We start from the raw sequence: 19367 nt of genomic DNA on the forward strand, positions 1-19367 counted from the left end.
AGGAGGGTGAAGGAGGCACCACATGAACATTCTCGAACGCTATCACGCCATGGAGTACGGCCCGGCGCCGGAAGCCCGCAGCGAGGCCGATGCGTGGCTGGCTGCACGCAATTTCGGCAAGGCGCTGTTCATCGGCGGCGGCTGGAAGGCAGCCACGGGCGGCAAGACCTTTGACACCAGCGAGCCGTCCTCGGGCAAATTGCTGGCCAAGGTGTCGGATGCCGGCGCCGCCGATGTCGATGCCGCGGTTTCCGCCGCCACCAAGGCGCTGCCAAAATGGTCTGCTTCCACCGGCTATGTCAGAGCCAAAGTGCTTTACGCCATCGGCCGCGCCATGCAGCGCCACCAGCGCCTGTTCGCGGTGCTTGAGACAATCGACAATGGCAAGCCGATCCGCGAAAGCCGCGACATCGACGTGCCGCTGGCCATCCGTCATTTCATCCATCATGCCGGCTGGGCGCAGGCGCTGGACAGGGATTTTCCCGGCCATAAGGGCGTCGGCGTCGTCGGCCAGATCATCCCGTGGAATTTCCCGCTGCTGATGCTGGCCTGGAAGATCGCGCCGGCGCTCGCCGCCGGCTGCACCGTGGTGCTGAAGCCGGCCGAATTCACGCCGCTCACTGCCATCCTGTTCGCCGAAATCTGCGAGCGCGCCGGCGTGCCGAAGGGCGTCGTCAACATCGTCCAGGGCGGGCCTGAGGCAGGCGCGGCAATAGTCAACCATCCCGGTGTCCAGAAGATCGCCTTCACCGGCTCGTCCGAGGTCGGCAAGATCATCCGCAAGGCCACCGCCGGCTCGGGCAAGAAACTGTCGCTGGAGCTCGGCGGCAAGTCGGCCTTCATCGTCTTCGAGGACGCCGATCTCGACAGCGCCGTCGAGGGGCTGGTCGACGGCATCTGGTTCAACCAGGGCCAGGTCTGCTGCGCCGGTTCGCGCCTTTTGGTGCAGGAGGGCATCGCCGATGCCTTCATCGCTAAGGTCAAGACGCGGATGAGCCGGCTGCGCGTCGGCAGCCCGCTCGACAAAAACACCGATATCGGCCCGCTGGTCGACGTCACCCAGCTTGACCGCGTCAAGGGCCTGGTCGCCAAAGGCGCCAAACAGGGCGCCGTCTGCTGGCAGCCGGATGTGGCGCTGCCGTCTTCCGGCTATTACCATTTGCCGACGCTGGCTACAGGTGTTGCGCCGGCTAACATATTGGCCCAGGAAGAGGTGTTCGGGCCGGTGCTCGCCACCATGACCTTCCGCAACACCGAGGAAGCGATCGAGCTCGCCAACAACACGCGCTACGGGCTGGCCGCCTCGGTGTGGAGCGAAAACGTCAATCTCGCGCTGCACGTCGCGCCGCAATTGAAGGCCGGCGTCGTCTGGGTCAACGGCACCAACATGTTCGACGCCGCTTGCGGCTTTGGCGGCTACCGTGAGAGCGGCTTTGGCCGTGAAGGCGGGCGCGAAGGCATGTTCGAATATCTCACGGCAAAATTGCCGCTCGGCCCGGTCATCAAGCCGGCAACAGCGTCGGCTCAGGCCATCGAGCAGGCCGAAGGCGACGCCATCGACCGCACGGCAAAGCTGTTCATCGGCGGCAAGCAGGTCCGTCCCGATGGCAATTATTCGATCGCCATCGCCACCGCCAAGGGCAAGCTCGCCGGCGAGGTCGGTCTCGGCAGTCGCAAGGATATCCGTGACGCCGTCTCGGCCGCCCGTGCCTGCAAGGCCTGGCCGGAAGCGACCGCCTACAACCGCAGCCAGGTCCTCTATTACCTCGCCGAAAACCTCTCCGGCCGCGCCGACGAATTTGCCGCACGCCTGACCGAACTCACCGGCGCCACCGCCAAGGCCGCGCGCGAAGAAGTAGAACAGTCCACAGAGAGGCTGTTCCTCTACGCCGGCCTTGCCGACAAGTTCGAGGGCAGGGTGCATCAACCGCCGGCCCGCGCCGTCACGCTGGCGCTGCATGAGCCGGTCGGCGTCGTCGGCATCGTCGCACCGGACAATGCGCCGCTGCTCGGCCTGATCTCGCTGGTGGCGCCCGCACTTGCCATGGGCAACGCCGTGGTTGCAGTGCCCTCGGAAAAATATCCGCTGCTCGCCACAGATCTCTACCAGGTGATCGAATATTCCGACGTCCCGGCCGGCGCCATCAACATCGTCACCGGGCGCAGCGCCGAACTCGCCGGCGTGCTGGCCAAGCATGATGATGTCGACGGGCTCTGGATCTTCGCCGATGCCGAGACCTGCGCCAAGGCCGAAGCCGAGTCCATCGGCAATCTCAAGCGCGTCTGGACCGGTCAGGGCCGAAGCCTCGATTGGGCGTCGAATGAGGCCGCCGGCGATGCTTTCCTGCGCCGGGCCGTCGAGGTCAAGAACGTCTGGGTGCCGTACGGCGACTGAGGGTCGCACCCCGTGTCCGAAGCAGGCGTTCGGGCTTGACGCACGAAATAATGTTCTTTAACGAGAAAAAACATTTATTGGGTTGGGCGCAGGCGGCACAATAGTGCGCGTCTGGCACAATGCGTCGCGACCATCCGCCGGTAGAACCCGGTTGATCGCAAACGGACGAGGAGAAGACGAATGGCGGATCTGACCGGCAAGACCGTTGTCGTCACGGCCGCGGCGCAAGGCATCGGCCGGGCGAGCGCGCTGGCGTTTGCCAAGGCGGGTGCCATCGTCCATGCCACCGACATCAACGAGGTGCTGCTCGCCGAGCTTGCCAAGACACCTGGCATCAAGACCCGCAAGCTCGATGTGCTGAATGACGAGGCGGTGGCGGCTGGCTTTGCCGGGATCGGCCCGGTCGACGTGCTGTTCAACTGCGCCGGCTTCGTTCATTCCGGCTCGATCCTCGAAATGAAGGACTCCGATCTCGATTTTGCCTTCAACCTCAATGTCCGCGCCATGATCCGCACCATTCGCGCCGTGCTGCCCGGCATGCTGGAACGCGGCGACGGCTCGATCATCAACATGTCTTCCGTTGCCGGCGCCGGCAAGGGCGTGCCCAACCGTTTCGCCTATGGCGTCACCAAGGCGGCGGTCATCGGCCTGACCAAGGCGATCGCCGCCGACTATGTCGGCAAGGGCATTCGCTGCAACGCCATCTGCCCCGGCACGGTCGAAAGCCCGTCTTTGCAGGACCGCATGCATGCGCAGGGCGATTATGATGCCGCGCGCGCTGCCTTCATCGCCCGTCAGCCGATGGGCCGCCTCGGCTCGCCCGAGGAGATCGCCGATCTTGCCGTCTACCTCGCCGGTGCAACCTATACGTCCGGACAGGCTTATAATATCGACGGCGGCTGGTCGATCTGATCACGGTTTCGGAAAAGATCGTGGGCGACAGGAAGATCGGCCCCCAATCCAGCGTTTATGGGGGATCGAGCAGTCTGAAAATCTCGCTCGCCGGCTAGCCGCGCGTGCCGGGATCAGGTTGATGGGTACGGTCGCCCGGTTCCTCGCAGGAGCCATCGCTTCGGCGGAGAGTTTGCAAACGGCCACGAGGCCGCAAGTAGGAGAAGGACTTAGATGAAACTGCTGCGCTATGGCGAGATCGGAAGCGAACGCCCAGGTCTGCTCGATGCCGATGGAACGATCCGCGACCTCTCGGCTCACGTCACCGACATAGCCGGCAAGGCGCTTGATCCGGCATCGCTCGCCGCGCTGTCGAAGCTCGATGCGAAATCGCTGCCGGCTGTCTCAGGCAAGCCGCGCCTCGGCGCCTGCGTCGCCGGCACTGGCAAGTTCATCTGCATCGGCCTCAACTATTCCGACCACGCCGCCGAAACCGGCGCTACCGTGCCGTCGGAGCCGATCATCTTCATGAAGGCAAGCTCGGCCATTGTCGGCCCGAACGACGACGTGCTGATCCCGCGCGGTTCGGAAAAGACCGACTGGGAGGTCGAACTGGCCGTGGTCATCGGCAAGACCGCCAAATACGTCACCGAAGCCGACGCATTGGATTATGTTGCCGGTTATTGCGTCGCCCATGACGTGTCCGAGCGCGCCTTCCAGGCCGAGCGTCAGGGCCAGTGGACCAAGGGCAAGTCCTGCGACACTTTTGGGCCGACTGGCCCGTGGCTGGTCACCAAGGACGAGGTTGCCGATCCGCAAAACCTCAAAATGTGGCTGACGGTCAACGGCAAGACGATGCAGAACGGCTCGACCAAGACCATGGTCTATGGCGTTGCCTATCTGGTTTCCTATCTCAGCCAGTTCATGTCGCTGCACCCCGGCGACATCATCTCCACGGGCACGCCGCCCGGCGTCGGGCTCGGCATGAAGCCGTCGGTGTTTTTGAAGGCTGGTGACGTGGTGGAGCTCGGCATCGAAGGGCTCGGCCAGCAGAAGCAGACCTTCAAGGCGGACGTGTAGGGGCGACTTCTCCGTTCTCTCCTTGTGGGCCTCAAAAAGGGGAGGAGGAGGCGGTTTCGCGCCCTTCCTCTCCCCCCTCCGGAGGGAGAGGAAGAGAAGCGCCGAAATATCTACTTGATCGTCCTGCCGTCGGCTCCAAACCGATACGTCCTCGCCGGATCCGGCGTCGCGTACAGCGTGGAACCCGGTTCGGCATTGTAGACGCCGAAGATGCGTACGGTGATCAGCCCGGCCTTTTCGCAGTCGAGATAGAGGTTGGTGTCGGCGCCGAGATGCTCCGCGTGCACCACCGTGCCCTTCCACGCCCCGGATTTCGGATCGACGGTCAGGTGCTCAGGCCGCACGCCGATGGTCTTGGCCGTCTCGCCGAGACGGGCGCCGTCGACGAAATTCATCTTCGGGGAGCCGATGAAGCCGGCGACGAATTCATTCGCCGGCGAATTGTAGAGCTCCATCGGCCCGCCGATCTGCTCGATCCTGCCGGCATTCAGCACCACGATCTTGTCGGCCAAGGTCATCGCCTCGACCTGGTCGTGGGTGACGTAGATCATCGTCGCCTTCAGCCGGCGATGCAGCTGCGCAATCTCCAGCCGTGTGTTGACGCGCAGCGCCGCATCGAGGTTCGACAGCGGCTCGTCGAACAGAAACAGTTTTGGCTCGCGCACCACGGCGCGGCCGATGGCGACGCGCTGGCGCTGGCCGCCGGACAGTTCGGCCGGCCGCCTTTCCAGATACGGCTCCAGCGACAGCATAGACGAGGCAATGCCGATGCGCCGCTCGATCTCTGCCGCCGGCGTACCCGCCTGCTTCAGGCCAAGGCCCATATTGTTCTTCACCGTCAGATGCGGATAGAGCGCATAGGTCTGGAACACCATGGCGATGCCGCGTTTGGCCGGCGGCGTGGCGGAGACATCCGCGCCGTCGATCACCACCCGGCCGGAGGTCGAATCCTCCAGCCCGGCGATGACCCGAAGCAGCGTCGATTTTCCGCAGCCGGAAGGACCGACGAAGACGACGAATTCGCCGTCATTCACTTCGAGGTTGATGCCTTTCAGCACCTCGACCGGCCCGAAGGCCTTCTTCACATTCTCGATTATCAGCGAGCCCACGGCGTCGTTCCTATCGTTAGAGTTTGACGGCTGCGCCGCTGCGCACGCTCTCGTCGGCGGCAAGGCAGACGGCGAGCGATTTCACCGCGTCGTCCATATGGCGAGTCAGGTCGAGATCCTCGCGGACCGCCTTCAGCACGAAGGCCTGTTCGAGGTCACAAAGGTCCTGGTGGCCGGGTTCGCCCTGCATCGACAGCATCTCGTCTTGCCTGACGAACTTGCCGTCCGGCCCGGTCGCCGCGCTGTGCAGGCGGATGGTCGAGGTCTTGGTGTGGGTGTCGATGTCGTCGGACTTGACGCCCTCCTTCATGACGATCGACACGCAGCCATTCGGCGAGATGACGTCCTTCACGAAGAAAGCCGTCTCCGAAATCATCGGACCCCAGCCGGCCTCGTACCAGCCGACCGACCCGTCGTCGAACAGCACCTGCAGGTGGCCATAATTGTACATCGAGGGCGCGACCTCCTCGGTCAGCCGCAGCCCCATGCCGCGCACCTCGACCGGCCTGGCGTCGGTGATCTGCAGCATCACGTCGAGATAGTGCACACCGCAGTCGACGATCGGCGACGTCGTCTGCATCAATTGCTTGTGCGTGTCCCAGGTATGGCCCGAGGATTGCTGGTTGAGGTTCATGCGGAAAACGTAAGGGCCGCCAAGTTTGCGCGCCTCGACGATCAGCCTGACCCAGGACGGGTGATGGCGCAGGATGTAGCCGATCACCAGCTTCTTGCCATTGGCCTTGGCCGCCGCGACGACGCGCTTGGCGTCCGCCACCGTTGTCGCCAGCGGCTTTTCGACGAAGACATGGCAGCCGGCCTCGAACGCCTTCACCGCATAGTCGGCATGGCTGTCCGAATAGGTGGCGATGCAGGCGACATCGGGCTTTTCGTCGCGCAGCACCTCGTCGAAGGAGCGCCTGATGCCATAGCCGGAAAGCCCATCCGGCAACGGCACGTCCGAGCGGTTGATGAGTGCGGCAATCTCAAAGCCCGGATTGTTGTGATAGGCCAGCGCATGACTGCGGCCCATATTGCCGAGGCCGGCGACGACGACGCGAAGAGGCTTTTCGAAACTCACTTGACGGCTCCGGAAGTAATGCCGCGGATCAGCTGCCGCGAGAAGATGACGTAGAGGATCAGCACCGGCATGATCGCCAGCGACAGGGCGGCCAGGATCGCGTTCCAGTTGGTGACGAACTGGCCGAGGAAGAGCTGCGCGCCCAGCGTCACCGTCTTGGTCTCCTCCGACGGCGCCAGGATCAGCGGGAACCACAGATCGTTCCAGATCGGGATCATGGTGAAGACGGCGACCGTTGCCATCGATGGCCTGACCAGCGGCAGCACCAGCCGGAAGAAGATGGTGTATTCCGACAGCCCGTCGATGCGGCCGGCATTCTTCAAATCGTCGGACACCTGCTTCATGAATTCCGACAGGATGAACACGGCCAGTGGCAGGCCCTGCGCGGTGTAGACCAGGATCAGCGACGTCAGCGTATTGACCAGCCCGCTCGCAACCATCAACTGCAGGATGGCGACGGTACCTAGCCGGATCGGGATCATGATGCCGAGCGCCAGGTAAAGTCCCATCATCGTGTTGCCGCGGAAGCGATATTCCGACAGCGCAAACGCGGCCATGGCGCCGAATAGCAGCACGAAGAACAGCGAGGCGACGGTGACGACGAGGCTGTTCTGGAAATAGTGGATGAAGTCCCCCTGGCCGATCACGGTGGTATAGCCGATCAGGTCGAAGGTTTTTGGCGTCGGCGGCGTCAGCGGCTCGCTGAAGATGCCAGCGCGGGATTTGAACGAATTCATGATCACCAGGATCACCGGGGACAGTGCGATCGCTGTGTAGGTCAACAGGATCGCGTGGGCGCCGATGGTGCGGGGCAGGGAACGGGTGGCGGTGCTCATCTTGCGCCCCTCAGAACTGGTAGCGACGCAGGCGCGTCTGCACGAGGAACAGGTAGACGCAGACGCCGCCAAGGATGATCAGGAACATCATCGTGGCAATCGCAGCGCCCATATTGGGATCGCCGACCTGCAGTTGGAAGCCGAAGAAGGCGCGGTAGAGGAAGGTGCCGAGAATATCGGTCGAATAGTTCGGCCCGGCGAGCGCCCCTTGCGCGGTGTAGATCAGGTCGAAGGCGTTGAAATTGCCGACAAAGGTCAGGATCGAGATGATGCCGATCGACGGCAGGATCAGCGGCAGCTTGATCTTCCAGAACTGCGACATGCCGGTGATGCCGTCGCATTCAGCGGCTTCGATGACCTCCTCAGGGATCGACAGCAGCGCGGCGTAGATCAGCATCATCGGAATGCCGACGAACTGCCACACCGAGATCAGGCTGAGCGCGGTCAATGCGTATTGTTCTTTGCCGAGCCATGGTGTGAACAGGTTTTTCAAGCCGACCAGGTCCATAAGATGCGGCGCCACGCCCCACAGCGGCGACAGGATCAGCTTCCAGGCGAAGCCGACGATGACGAAGGACAGGATCGTCGGCACGAAGATCGCCGTGCGGTAGAAGGCGGCGAATCTCAACCTTGGGCTGGACAGCAATGCCGCCAGAAGCACGCCGATCGGGTTCTGCACCAGCATGTGGATGATGAAGAACCAGGTGTTGTTGCGCAGCGCGTTCCAGAAATTCACCGACCAGTTGGGATCGCCGAACAGCGTGCGGAAATTCTGCAGCCCGACAAAGACCTGATTCTGCTCGATGTTGCGGAACAGCGACAGCTGCAGCGTGCCGGCCAGCGGCAGGATCATGATCGCCGTATAGACCAGCAGCGCCGGCGCCAGGAAGACGCCGATATGCCAGCGAAAGGGTCGTTTCGGTCGTGTGTCTGCGGCCATGAGTTCGGTCCCCGCCGTCTCTCGGTTCCAAAGGGTGCGATGCTAGATGATGCCTCGATGCACGGCCCGAATGTCCTTGCCCGAAACGGGAAGAACAAAGGCTTGCGACAAGTCAGCCAGCCTTTCCCACACGGAGCAGGGTAAGGCCGAGAGGCGGTGCCGACAATCGCTATCTAAAATCTGAAAGCCGGCCGGGCATATGCCCGGCCGGTCCGTTGCCTGAGCTCTTACTTCGCCGGCTTGTACCAGCTGTCGAGGCCGTCCTGCAGCTTCTTGGCGGCAGCTTCCGGCGTATCGGTGCCGTTGATGACGTTGGCCGATTCGACCCACGTCTCGTTCTCGAGGTTCGGCGTGCCGCGCGACAGGATCTGGTAGGTCGAGCGGATCGTCGACTTGCACTTGTCGCGCCAGGAGACGAATTCCTGCGCCAGCGGGTCCGCCATCTTCACCGGGGTGGAATTCAGGCTGAAGAAGCCCGGCAGTGCGTTGGCGTAGATGGTGGCGAAGTCCGGCGAGGCGACCCAGGACAGGAAGGTCTTGGCCGCATCAGCATTCTTCGACGCTGCATTCAGACCCATGCCGATATCGGTGTGGTCGGAGATGTAGCAGGTGTCGCCGGCCTTCTGCACCGGCGGCGGGAAGGCGCCCATCTTGAACTGCGCCTGCGTGTTGAACAGGCCGATCTCCCACGAGCCGGCCGGGTAGATGGCGGCACGGCCGAGCGTGAACAGGTTCTGGCTGTCCGGATAGGTCTGGGCTTCGAAACCGTCGCCGAGATAAGGCTTCCACTTGGCGAGTTCGGCATAGGGCGCGACCCAGTCGGCGTCGGTCAGCTTCTGCTCGCCCTTGATCAGGGCAGCGCGGCCTTCCTCACCCTTCCAGTAGTTCGGGCCGATGTTCTGGTAGCCCATGGTCGCGGCTTCCCAGAGATCCTTCGTGCCCATCGCCATCGGGATGTAGGTGCCGTCGGCCTTGATCTTGTCGAGCGCGGCGTAGAACTCCTCATTGGTCGTCGGAATCTTGATGCCGAGCTTGTCGAAGGCGTCCTTGTTGTAGATGAAGCCGTGGATGACCGAGGCCATCGGCACGCAGAAGCTCGCCTTGCCGTCGTCGGTTTGCCAGGCCGCCTTGGCCACGGGCGAGAAGTTCTCCATGCCGGGCAGCGCCGACAGGTCGGCGAGGTTGCCCTTCTTGTAGAGTTCAAGCGACTTGTCGAAGGGGCGGCAGGTGATCAGGTCGCCCGCCGAGCCGGCGGCCAGCTTGGCGCCCAGCGCGGCGTCATATTCGGTCGGCGCCGAGGGTGCGAACACCACCTTGATGCCCGGGTTCTTGGCTTCGAAAGCCGGGATCAGCTTGTCCTTCCAGATGGCAAGATCGTCGCCGCGCCAGCTTTCGATGTTGAGCGTTACGTCGTCGGCGTACGCAACCCCGGCGGTGCCGAGAATGCTGGTGCCGAGCAGCAGTGCCGTCAGTAGTTTCGTAGTCATGCTTAGTCTCCCTGTTGACCTTTTTCAGGTTCGGTTTTGAGAACAGGGGCCTTCGTGCCCTTGTTCCCCTCGATCGCGGAAAGTGCTGGCCTGAGCTTCTGGCCGGTCCCTTCCAGTATCTTCTCGGCCGCATCGGCGTTGGCAGCACCGGCGGCGAGCAGAATGGCGGTTTTGACAACGCCGCCGCTCTTTTCGAGCAGGCGCGCTGCATCTTGCTTGTCGAGCCCGCTGATGGCGGCGACGATGCGCGCCGCGCGGTCGCGCAGCTTGATGTTGTCGGCGGTGAGGTTGACCATGTAGCCGTCATGGACATGGCCGAGATGGATGGCGGCCAGCGTCGACAGCATGTTGAGAGCGATTTTCTGTGCGGTGCCGGCGCCCATCCGCGTCGAGCCGGCAATCACCTCCGGCGGCGTTTCGAGCAGTATCGCAACATCGGCCAGCCGCAGCAGCGGCGTGTCCTTGTTGTTGGCGATGGCGATGGTCGCCGCACCCAGGCGCCTGGCTTCTTCCAGCGCCATGACGGCATAGGGTGTCGAGCCGCTGGCCGAAATGGCGATCAGGCAGTCCCCCTTGCCGATGCCGGCGCCGGCAACCGCCGCGGAAGCTTCCTCGGTGTCGTCCTCCGGCCCGCCGGCCAGCGTCTTGAAGGCCGCGTCGCCGCCGGCGATCAGGATGGCGATGCGCTCGCGCTGGATGCCGAAAGTGCCCGGCAGCTCCAGCGCATCGGCCAGCGCCATCAGGCCTGAGCTGCCGGCCGCCGCATAAGCGAGCTTGCCGCCGCTGTCCAAGCGGCTGGCGATGATCTCGGCTGCTTTGGCTATTGCCGGAATGGCGCCGCGCACGGCCTTGGCGGCCTCGATCTGCGCATTGGCCAGAGAGGAAAGGATGGCGTCCGGGGCCTGGATGTCCAGTCCCTCGGCATTCTGATGAAGCGCTTCGGTGCGCGTGTCGGCCATCCGGTTTCCTCCGATCGGGGAACAATACCAAAAAAATACCACTTGTCTACACGCATTAACGAATTCGTTGCGCCGGAGCCGGCCTCGCGACAAAAATCCCTGATCTTTCAATAAAATACGGCTTAATCTTTTTGAAATGGAAATTAATCCTTGGCTATTGGTATTTTATTGGTATTATCCGCCCGGAGGAGAAATCGCGTGAATTTCGTGCTCGGTATCGATGGCGGCGGCACCAGCTGCAGGGCAGCCCTTGCGACGGCGGACGGCATTGTCGTCGGCCGCGCCAAGAGTGGCGCCGCCAACATCCGCACCGATCTCACCGGCGCCAGGGCCAACATCGTCGATGCGGCACGCCAGGCCTTTGTCGCCGCCGGCCAGGATCCCGGACTTATCCCGCAAACCCCCGCCATTCTCGGCCTCGCCGGCGCCAATGTCGGCACCTACCGGCAGCAGCTCGAAGCGATCCTGCCCTTCAGCATGAGCCGCGTCGAGACCGATGCCGAGATCGCGCTGGAGGGTGCTGTTGGCTCCGGCGATGGCGCCATGGCCATCCTCGGCACCGGCACCGCCTATATGGCGCGCAAGAACGGCAAGTCGCGCGCCATCGGCGGCTGGGGTTTTCAGGTCGGCGACCAGGGCAGCGGCGCCCGCATCGGCCGCGACCTGCTCGAGCAGACGCTGCTTGCCCATGACGGCATTCGCGAGGGATCGCCGCTGACGCAAGCCATGCTCGCCATCTTCCGCAACAATCCCGAAGACGTGGTCGAGTTCACCACCAACGCCAAGCCCGGCGATTTCGGCGGCTTCGCGCCAAAAGTCTTCGATCATGCCGAAAAGGGCGACAGCGTCGCCAACTGGATCCTCGACAAGGCGGTCGCCGATGTCGCGGCCGCGCTCGGTGCGCTCGATCTCTCCGGCGACGCCCCGCTCTGCCTGCTCGGCGGGCTGGCGCCGCTCTATGCGCCGCGACTGTCTGCGCGCTATCGGGCGCTGCTCAAGCCGCCGCTCGACGATGCGCTGGGTGGTGCGGTGCAGATGGCGGTTCGCATTTTCGCCAAAGCGTCGGAGGCAGCGCGATGAGCGAGGCCGCAGACCAGATCTTCGCCACGCTGAGACAGTCGTCGCAAAGCGGTGCGCCGCTCTATCTGCAGCTCAGGAAAAGCATCGAGGACGCGGTCAATCGCGGCCTGATCGGGCCCGGCGACGCGCTGCCGTCCGAGCGTGATATCGCTACCAAGGCCGACATTTCGCGCGTCACCGTGCGCAAGGCGGTGCAGGATCTGGTCAAGGGCGGCATCCTCGTCCAGCGCCATGGCTCCGGCACCTTTGTGGCGCCGCGCATGGAACGCGTCGAGCAGTCTCTGTCGCGGCTTACGTCCTTTACCGAGGACATGGCGCGGCGCGGCATGGATGTGCGTTCGGCCTGGCTCGACCGTGGTCTCTATGCGCCGTCTCCGGACGAGATGATGGTGCTCGGCCTGTCGTCGAACGAACTGGTGGCGCGCGTGGCGCGCCTGCGCATCGCCAACGACACACCGCTGGCGATCGAACGCGCCTCGCTGTCGGCCAGCGTGCTGCCGGATCCCGCGGCAATAGGCTCCTCGCTCTACGCGGCGCTGGAGATGACCGGCAACCGGCCGGTGCGCGCGGTGCAGCGCATTTCCGCCGCCAATCTCGGCGACAGCGATGCGCACCTGCTCGAAGTGCCGCCCGGCATCGCCGGCCTGCACATCGAACGCATTTCCTATCTGGCGAGCGGCAAGGTGATCGAATTCACCCGCTCCATCTACAGGGGCGACGCCTATGATTTCGTCGCCGAACTCCGGCTGAGCGGGCCGGGCGAAGAGGGCCGGCCATGAGCACAACCACCACCCATATGCGGCGCGAGATCGAGGAGATTCCGGAGGCCGTCGCCCGCCTGCTCGATGGTTCGGCCGCCGTGCTGGCCGAGGCCGGGCGCGGCATTCGCGAACGCAATCCGCATTTTATCGTCACCGTGGCGCGTGGCTCGTCCGATCATGCCGCGACCTTCATGAAATATGCGGTTGAGCTGACCGCAGGCCTTGCCGTCGCTTCGGTCGGCCCGTCCATCGCCTCGATCTATGGCGCGAAACTCAGGCTCGGCGGCTCCGCTTGCCTGGCCATCTCGCAGTCGGGCAAAAGCCCGGACATCGTTGCCATGGCGCAAGCCGCCAAGGACGGCGGTTCGCTGACCGTCGCCGTCACCAACACCGCCGATTCGCCGCTGGCGCGCGCCTCGGATTATGCCATCGACATTCTGGCCGGACCGGAGCGTAGCGTTGCGGCGACGAAAACCTTCGTCAATTCGGCGGTCGCCGGCCTCGCGCTGATGGCGCACTGCACCGGCGACGATGCGCTTGCGGCGGCACTTGCCCGCTTGCCCGAGCATTTCAGCAAGGCGATCGCTTGCGACTGGATGGCGCTGGCTGGCGCACTGGAGACGCCGAAATCACTGTTCATCCTCGGCCGCGGACCGTCATCGGCCATCGCCAACGAGGCGGCGCTGAAATTCAAGGAAACCTGCGCCATGCATGCCGAGGCCTATAGTGCCGCCGAGGTCATGCACGGCCCGCTCGCGCTGGTCGGGCCTGGCTTTCCGGTGCTGGCGCTCGCCGCCCGCGATGCCTCGGAGCCGTCGGTTGCCGAAGCCGCCGACAGCCTGGCGGGCAAGGGCGCGGCCGTCTTCGTCACCTCGGACAAGGCTAAAAGTGCTGCGCGCCTGCCGCATGTCGCAACCGGCCACCCGCTGACCGACCCGCTGACGCTGATCGTGTCGTTCTATGGTTTCGTCGAAGCCTTTGCCCGTCATCGCGGCCTTGATCCCGACACCCCGCCCAATCTTCGCAAGGTGACGGAAACCGTATGAGCGACCGTTTTGCCCTGACTGGCGCCCGCATATTCGATGGCGATGACTGGCACGACAATGCCGCCCTAGTCGTGCGCGACGGTCTGGTCGAAGCCATCGTTGCCGCCGGCGCCATCCCGTCCGGCATTCGCAGAGTCGAGACCGGCGGCGGCATGCTGGCGCCAGGTTTCGTCGACCTGCAGGTCAATGGCGGCGGTGGCGTCATGCTCAACGACCATCCCGATGTCGCCTCGATCGAAACCATCTGCCGCGCGCATGCGCCGTTCGGTACCACGGCGCTGCTGCCGACACTGATCACCGACACGCCGGCAATCACCGCCGCGGCAATTGCCGCTGGCGCGGAGGCTGCGCAGCAAAAGCTGCCGGGTTTTTTGGGCCTGCATCTCGAAGGTCCGCATCTGTCGGTTGCCCGCAAGGGCGCGCACGACCCGGCGCTGATCCGGCCGATGCTCGACGCAGACCAGGCGGCGCTGATCGCGGCGCGGAAGAAACTGCCGGTGCTTTTGACGACGATAGCGCCTGAATCGGTCGAGCCCGCGCGCGTTTCGGCGCTGACCAAGGCCGGCGTCGTTGTCAGCCTCGGTCATTCCGACACCGGTTACGCCAATGCCCGCGCCTTCGCCGAGGCGGGTGCCTCGGTGGTCACGCATCTGTTCAACGCCATGAGCCAGATCGGCAACCGCGAGCCGGGGCTGGCGGGCGCTGCCATCGACATCGGCACGCTTTTCGCCGGCATCATCGCCGACGGCATCCATGTCGACCCGGCCACAATGGTGATCGCGCTGCGCGCCAAGCAGGGCCCGGGCAAGATCGTGCTGGTCACCGACGCCATGGCGACGATCGGCACCGACATGACCTCGTTTACGCTCAACGGCCGCATCATCTACCGCAAGGACGGCAGCCTGCGGCTTGCCGACGGAACACTGGCGGGGGCCGATCTCGACATGATCTCCGCTGTTCGATACGTCCACCGCGTGGTTGGACTGGACCTGGCGGAAGCGTTGCGCATGGCCTCGCTCTATCCGGCGCAAGCCATCGGCCAGTCGCACCGGCTTGGCCGCTTTGCCAACGGCACCGCAGCCGATATTGTCGCGCTGTCGGATGACCTGGATGTCAGGGACGTATGGATCGGTGGCGACAAGGTTTTTGGAGCCGCCGCCGGCACTTTGCACTGAGGCCGAGCTATGCAGGCTGTCGATTGCGTTGTCGCCGGGGCAGGTGTCGTGGGCCTCGCCATCGCGCGGGCGATTGCCTTGTCGGGGCGCGAGGTGCTGGTGGTCGAAAAGGCCGATGCCATCGGCACCGCGACCAGTTCGCGCAATTCGGAAGTCATCCATTCCGGGATCTACTATGCGCCGGGCAGCCTGAAATCCCGCCTCTGCGTCGTAGGCCGCCAGCGCCTCTATGCCTATTGCCGCGACCGCGACATCGGCCATGCGCGTACCGGCAAGTTGATCGTCGCTGTCGAACCCGCACAGCTCGACAGGCTGCGGGCGATCCAGGCCAATGCCGAACGCTGCGGCGTTGACGATCTCGACCTTTTGACGCGCGCTGAGGCCGAGAGCCTCGAACCGGCGCTGCATTGCGCCGGCGCGCTTCTGTCGCCGTCGACCGGCATTGTCGACAGCCAGGCGCTGATGCTGTCGCTGCGCGGTGATGCGGAAGCCGCCGGCGCCTCCTTCGCCTTCCTGACCACTGTCACGGGTGCGGCGGTTTCGGCCGCCGGGGTGGAAATCCTGACCCAGGGTGCCGACGGTGAAGCCTTCGAACTGGAGGCCGGCGCTTTCGTCAACGCTGCCGGTCTGGACGCGCAGGCCTTGGCCGGCGGCATCGCTGGATTTCCGCAAGACAGAATCCCGCCGCTATGGCTGGCGCGCGGCAATTATTTTGCGCTGTCGGGCCGCTCGCCCTTCTCGCGGCTGATCTACCCGGTCCCGGTCGACGGCGGTCTCGGCGTCCATCTCACCCTCGACCTTGGCGGCAGCGCCCGTTTTGGCCCGGATGTAGAATGGATCGACCGCGTCGACTACACGGTCGATCCCGGCCGCGGCGACGTCTTCTACGACGAGATCAGGCGCTATTGGCCCGGCCTTGCGGATGGCGCGCTGCAGCCGGCCTATGCCGGCGTCAGACCGAAACTGTCCGGTCCGGGCCAGCCGGCCGCCGACTTCATGGTGCAGGGTCCGGCCGACCATGGCGCCGGCCAGATCGTCAATCTGTTCGGCATCGAGAGCCCCGGTATGACGGCGAGCCTGGCCATTGCCGAGCAAGTCGTAGAGCTTCTGTATCCGACCTGACGCAATGCTGGACAGCCAGGGTTGGGGCTGCCTACCAGGTGCAGATGGTTAGCCGGCTTTCTCGGAAGTGTAGAGATCCTTGTAGGTCTCGCGCAGCAGGTTCTTCCGCACCTTGCCCATCGTGTTGCGCGGCAGTTCGTCGACGAAAATCACCCGCTTCGGGTGCTTGTATTTGGCGATCCGCCCGGCGATGGCACCGAGGATCTCGGCAGCGCCGATGGTCGAGGCCGGCGCCCGCACCACGATTGCGGTGACGCCTTCGCCGAAATCCGGATGGGCGACACCAATCACGGCACTCTCGCCGACACCGGCAAGCGCGTCGATCTCGCTTTCGACTTCCTTCGGATAGATGTTGTAGCCGCCTGAGATGATCAGGTCCTTGCCGCGCCCGACGATATGCACATAGCCATCGGGATCGATCAGGCCGAGATCGCCTGATATGAAGAAGCCGTCGTCGCGGAACTCCGCCTTGGTCTTTTCCGGCATGCGCCAGTAGCCGGAGAACACATTCGGGCCTTTCACCTCGATCATGCCGATCTCGCCCTGGGCAAGCGTTTCGCCGCTGTCGGGATCGGCAATGCGAAGCGCGACACCGGGCAAGGGAAAGCCGACCGTGCCGGCGCGCCGCTCGCCCTCATAGGGGTTCGACGTGTTCATGTTGGTCTCGGTCATGCCGTAACGCTCGAGGATGGCATGGCCGGTGCGCTCGCGCCACGCCGCATGCGTCTCGGCCAGCAGCGGCGCCGACCCGGAGATGAACAGGCGGATATTTTTCGCCGCTTGCCGGTTCAAACCGTCCTGCTGCAGCAGCCGGACATAGAAGGTCGGCACGCCCATCAGCGCGGTGGCGCGCGGCAAAAGCGAGACAATCCGGGCCGGGTCGAACTTGCTTTCGAACAGCATCGCGCCGCCCGCCGTCAGGATGACGTTGGTGGCGACGAACAGGCCGTGCGTATGGAAGATCGGCAGTGCGTGGATCAGCACATCAGCGCCGGTGAAGCGCCATTGCTCGACCAGCACCCGCGCGTTGGAGGCGAGGTTCTCATGGCTGAGCATGGCGCCTTTCGAGCGGCCGGTCGTCCCCGACGTGTAGAGGATCGCCGCAAGATCATTCGGTCCGCGCGCCACATCGCGGAAGTCCGCCGGCTGTTGCGCGGCGCGATCGGTCAGCGAACCTTCGCCGTTGCGGCCGAGCGTCACCGCGATGGCGCCCGATGCCTCGGCTAACGGTCCGATCTCGGCCGCCCGTGCCGGATCACAGACGACCAGCCGCGGCTCGGCATCGCCGAAGAAATAGCCGAGCTCCGTCAGCGTGTAGGCGGTGTTCAGCGGCAGGAAGACAGCGCCGGCGCGCAAGCAGGCGAGATAGAGAAAGAGGGCTTCCGGGCTTTTCTCGACCTGCACGGCAACGCGGTCGCCCGCCGTGACGCCCAATAGCGTCAGCGCCTGCGCCAGTTGCGCCGACCGCGCCAGCATATCGCCATAGCTGATCGATCGCCCGTCATCCGTCTCCATCAGGAGCCGCTCGGGCGCGGGCATCCGGGCGCGAAATGCGTCAAACAGGTGATTGCTCATGATCTTCCCTAGACCATGATCCCGAAAAGGGGAATCCTGACTTCAGGGGCATGCGTCGCAAAACGATCTTGCTCCGGCAGCTACTTCCGGGCACGCAGCGCCTTGGTGGCGCTTGCCCTTGGATCGCCGCTCTGGCTGAAGCGCTCCATGCACATGGCCGCCGTCAGCCGGTAGTGGTTGAGCAAGGCTTCAACCGCGCCGTCGGCATCGCCGTCCAGGGCGCGTTCCGCGATCAGGCGGTGCTCGCCGATTTCGTCGCGATTGCTGTTGTCCTGCGAGATCAGCCTGTAGCGCGAGGCCTGGTCGGAAAGCTGGTCGCAGAAACCAATCAGCCAGTGCGACCGGCAAGCCGAAATCAGCGCGCGGTGGAAGGCACGATGCAGTTTCTCCCATTCCGGATCGTTCGACGTGGAATCCTCGGACAAGCGGCGTTGCGCGCGCGCTAGCCGATGCAGCGCCAGCACCAGCTGTTCTTCCCATTCGCCGGTGCGGCGGGCGATGGATTCGCGAAGCGCCCGCTCTTCCATCCAGCAGCGGGTGCGCGTCAGCTCCTCCAATTCCTCCGCGCTGACCGGCATGAGGAAGAAGCCGCGCTGGTCGTGCCGGCCCAGAAGACCTTCCGAAGCAAGCCGGTTGAGAGCCTCGCGAACGGGCGAGGCACCAGCGCCATATCGGGAAACCACCCATTCGACCCGCAGCTTGCTTTCACTCTCGAGCACACCACGCAGGAGGTCGTCGCGAAGCTGATTGTAGACGGCGCTGGCAAGTGTGCCCTTAGACCCTGTGCCTTCGTCTCCCGGATCGGCGGTTCCGTACGTCAATGTGCCTCCTGTCGTTTGCAGTGGCTCCGACGGTTCCCAGCCGCGAAGCATTCCGAATCCCCGTACATGTACTATACCGTGTCAGGCTTCCGCACCCAAGCGAAAGATCACGATATTGTACTTTAAGAGGAAGGGTCGCCCTGTCAGGCTCTGCCAAGTAACGACTGTGGTGAAAATCCTGTTCTTCTCAAGAAACTTTGTACAGCCGGGCGTCGGGCGCCACGATACCCGGCAGCGAATTCATAATTGTTCGTGATTTATTCTCGACCCAAAGCTCAGCCGACAGCCTGGTCCGCAGCTGCCCTGATCGCCTCGATGTTTGTCCGATAGGCCTCGACGCTGCCGCCCTTGAAGATGGCGGCACCCGCCACCAATACGTCGGCGCCGGCGGCGGTGACCAGGGGCGCGGTTTCAGGCGAAACGCCGCCGTCGATCTCGATGCGGATCGGCCGATTGCCGATCAGCGCCTTCACCCGCTTCACCTTGTCGACGATGCCGGGAATGAAGGCCTGGCCGCCGAAACCGGGGTTGACGGTCATGATCAGGATCAGATCGAGCCGGTCGAGCACATATTCGATCATCGCTTCCGGCGTTGCCGGGTTGAGCGAAACACCGGCTTTCTTGCCGAGATTGCGGATCGTCTGCAGCGAGCGATCGAGATGCGGTCCGGCCTCGGCATGCACGGTGATGCCGTCGCAGCCGGCCTCGGCGAAGGCCGCCAGATAAGGGTCGGCCGGCGCGATCATCAAATGGCAGTCGAAGAAGGCCTTGGTGCGGTTGCGGATCGCCTTGATCACCGGCGGACCGAAGGTGATGTTGGGCACGAAGTGCCCGTCCATGACGTCGAGATGGACCCAGTCGGCGCCGGCCGCCACCACCGCCTCTACCTCGTCGCCGAGTTTCGAAAAATCCGACGCCAGCACCGATGGCGCGATCAGGGTCTTCTTGCTCATGATGAGGCCTTTCCGAGCCCTTGTTTCGAGGCACCTGATCGACTGCCTAATGTTCCGGA

At 64.1% G+C, this 19367-nt stretch carries 17 protein-coding genes; 8 read left to right on the forward strand and 9 right to left on the reverse strand.

From position 1 onward, the window contains the following. The first annotated feature begins 22 nt into the window (after positions 1 to 22). The 3 genes from AC1D0N_RS01960 to AC1D0N_RS01970 all read left to right on the forward strand — a co-directional run bounded on the left by AC1D0N_RS01960 (position 23) and on the right by AC1D0N_RS01970 (position 4366). Positions 23 to 2395, forward strand: coding sequence for an aldehyde dehydrogenase family protein (locus AC1D0N_RS01960; protein ID WP_477240841.1), 2373 nt, complete (start codon positions 23 to 25; stop codon positions 2393 to 2395). Positions 2396 to 2575: 180 nt separating this feature from the next. After that, positions 2576 to 3307 carry an SDR family oxidoreductase gene (locus tag AC1D0N_RS01965; RefSeq protein ID WP_477240843.1) on the forward strand — a complete coding sequence of 244 codons (732 nt, stop codon included), beginning with the start codon at positions 2576 to 2578 and terminating at the stop codon, positions 3305 to 3307. Between the two features lie 213 nt (positions 3308 to 3520). Next, positions 3521 to 4366, forward strand: coding sequence for a fumarylacetoacetate hydrolase family protein (locus tag AC1D0N_RS01970; protein WP_477240845.1), 846 nt, complete (start codon positions 3521 to 3523; stop codon positions 4364 to 4366). A gap of 110 nt (positions 4367 to 4476) precedes the next feature. Here the strand turns inward: AC1D0N_RS01970 and AC1D0N_RS01975 are convergent, their stop codons facing one another. The 6 genes from AC1D0N_RS01975 to AC1D0N_RS02000 all read right to left on the reverse strand — a co-directional run bounded on the left by AC1D0N_RS01975 (position 4477) and on the right by AC1D0N_RS02000 (position 10775). Continuing rightward, positions 4477 to 5475 carry an ABC transporter ATP-binding protein gene (locus tag AC1D0N_RS01975; RefSeq protein ID WP_477240847.1) on the reverse strand — a complete coding sequence of 333 codons (999 nt, stop codon included), beginning with the start codon at positions 5473 to 5475 and terminating at the stop codon, positions 4477 to 4479. Between the two features lie 16 nt (positions 5476 to 5491). Next, positions 5492 to 6553: a Gfo/Idh/MocA family protein gene (locus tag AC1D0N_RS01980; RefSeq protein WP_477240849.1), complete on the reverse strand. Its 1062-nt coding sequence runs from the start codon at positions 6551 to 6553 to the stop codon at positions 5492 to 5494. After that, positions 6550 to 7389 carry a carbohydrate ABC transporter permease gene (locus tag AC1D0N_RS01985; RefSeq protein ID WP_477240851.1) on the reverse strand — a complete coding sequence of 280 codons (840 nt, stop codon included), beginning with the start codon at positions 7387 to 7389 and terminating at the stop codon, positions 6550 to 6552. Before AC1D0N_RS01985 ends, AC1D0N_RS01980 begins: the two co-directional genes overlap by 4 nt. Before the next feature lie 10 nt (positions 7390 to 7399). Continuing rightward, positions 7400 to 8329, reverse strand: a complete 930-nt coding sequence (locus tag AC1D0N_RS01990; RefSeq protein ID WP_477240853.1) for a carbohydrate ABC transporter permease — start codon at positions 8327 to 8329, stop codon at positions 7400 to 7402. A gap of 227 nt (positions 8330 to 8556) precedes the next feature. Beyond that, entirely contained in the window at positions 8557 to 9816 is a 1260-nt protein-coding gene (locus AC1D0N_RS01995) for an ABC transporter substrate-binding protein (RefSeq protein WP_477240855.1), read from the reverse strand. Positions 9817 to 9818: 2 nt separating this feature from the next. Further along, positions 9819 to 10775 carry an N-acetylmuramic acid 6-phosphate etherase gene (locus tag AC1D0N_RS02000; RefSeq protein WP_477240857.1) on the reverse strand — a complete coding sequence of 319 codons (957 nt, stop codon included), beginning with the start codon at positions 10773 to 10775 and terminating at the stop codon, positions 9819 to 9821. Positions 10776 to 10973: 198 nt separating this feature from the next. On the opposite strand from AC1D0N_RS02000, the gene AC1D0N_RS02005 reads away from it, so the two are divergent. Genes AC1D0N_RS02005 through AC1D0N_RS02025 form a run of 5 tightly spaced genes read left to right on the forward strand, consistent with a single transcriptional unit; the run spans position 10974 to position 15959 of the window. Then, positions 10974 to 11855 (forward strand): glucosamine kinase nucleotide-binding domain-containing protein, encoded by an 882-nt coding sequence (locus tag AC1D0N_RS02005; protein WP_477240859.1) that lies wholly within the window; start codon positions 10974 to 10976, stop codon positions 11853 to 11855. Continuing rightward, positions 11852 to 12634, forward strand: coding sequence for a GntR family transcriptional regulator (locus AC1D0N_RS02010; protein WP_477240861.1), 783 nt, complete (start codon positions 11852 to 11854; stop codon positions 12632 to 12634). Before AC1D0N_RS02005 ends, AC1D0N_RS02010 begins: the two co-directional genes overlap by 4 nt. Then, complete coding sequence (locus AC1D0N_RS02015; RefSeq protein WP_477240863.1) at positions 12631 to 13662, forward strand: SIS domain-containing protein; 1032 nt, start codon at positions 12631 to 12633, stop codon at positions 13660 to 13662. The genes AC1D0N_RS02010 and AC1D0N_RS02015 overlap by 4 nt, the downstream gene beginning before the upstream one ends. Further along, positions 13659 to 14837 carry an N-acetylglucosamine-6-phosphate deacetylase gene (gene nagA, locus AC1D0N_RS02020; RefSeq protein ID WP_477240865.1) on the forward strand — a complete coding sequence of 393 codons (1179 nt, stop codon included), beginning with the start codon at positions 13659 to 13661 and terminating at the stop codon, positions 14835 to 14837. Before AC1D0N_RS02015 ends, nagA begins: the two co-directional genes overlap by 4 nt. A gap of 9 nt (positions 14838 to 14846) precedes the next feature. Next, positions 14847 to 15959 carry an NAD(P)/FAD-dependent oxidoreductase gene (locus AC1D0N_RS02025; RefSeq protein ID WP_477240867.1) on the forward strand — a complete coding sequence of 371 codons (1113 nt, stop codon included), beginning with the start codon at positions 14847 to 14849 and terminating at the stop codon, positions 15957 to 15959. A 48-nt stretch (positions 15960 to 16007) separates the two neighbouring features. On the opposite strand, the gene AC1D0N_RS02030 is transcribed toward AC1D0N_RS02025, so the two are convergent. The 3 genes from AC1D0N_RS02030 to rpe form a co-directional block, all read right to left on the reverse strand. Continuing rightward, the gene (locus AC1D0N_RS02030) at positions 16008 to 17534 is read right to left on the reverse strand and encodes a malonate--CoA ligase (RefSeq protein ID WP_477240869.1); all 1527 of its coding nucleotides are present in this window, start codon (positions 17532 to 17534) and stop codon (positions 16008 to 16010) included. Positions 17535 to 17614: 80 nt separating this feature from the next. Continuing rightward, positions 17615 to 18355, reverse strand: coding sequence for a GntR family transcriptional regulator (locus AC1D0N_RS02035; RefSeq protein WP_477240871.1), 741 nt, complete (start codon positions 18353 to 18355; stop codon positions 17615 to 17617). 275 nt (positions 18356 to 18630) lie between these two features. Further along, the gene (gene rpe, locus AC1D0N_RS02040) at positions 18631 to 19308 is read right to left on the reverse strand and encodes a ribulose-phosphate 3-epimerase (RefSeq protein ID WP_477240873.1); all 678 of its coding nucleotides are present in this window, start codon (positions 19306 to 19308) and stop codon (positions 18631 to 18633) included. Positions 19309 to 19367: the final 59 nt, after the last annotated feature.

Source organism: Mesorhizobium sp. P2_E10 (genome assembly GCF_056404235.1).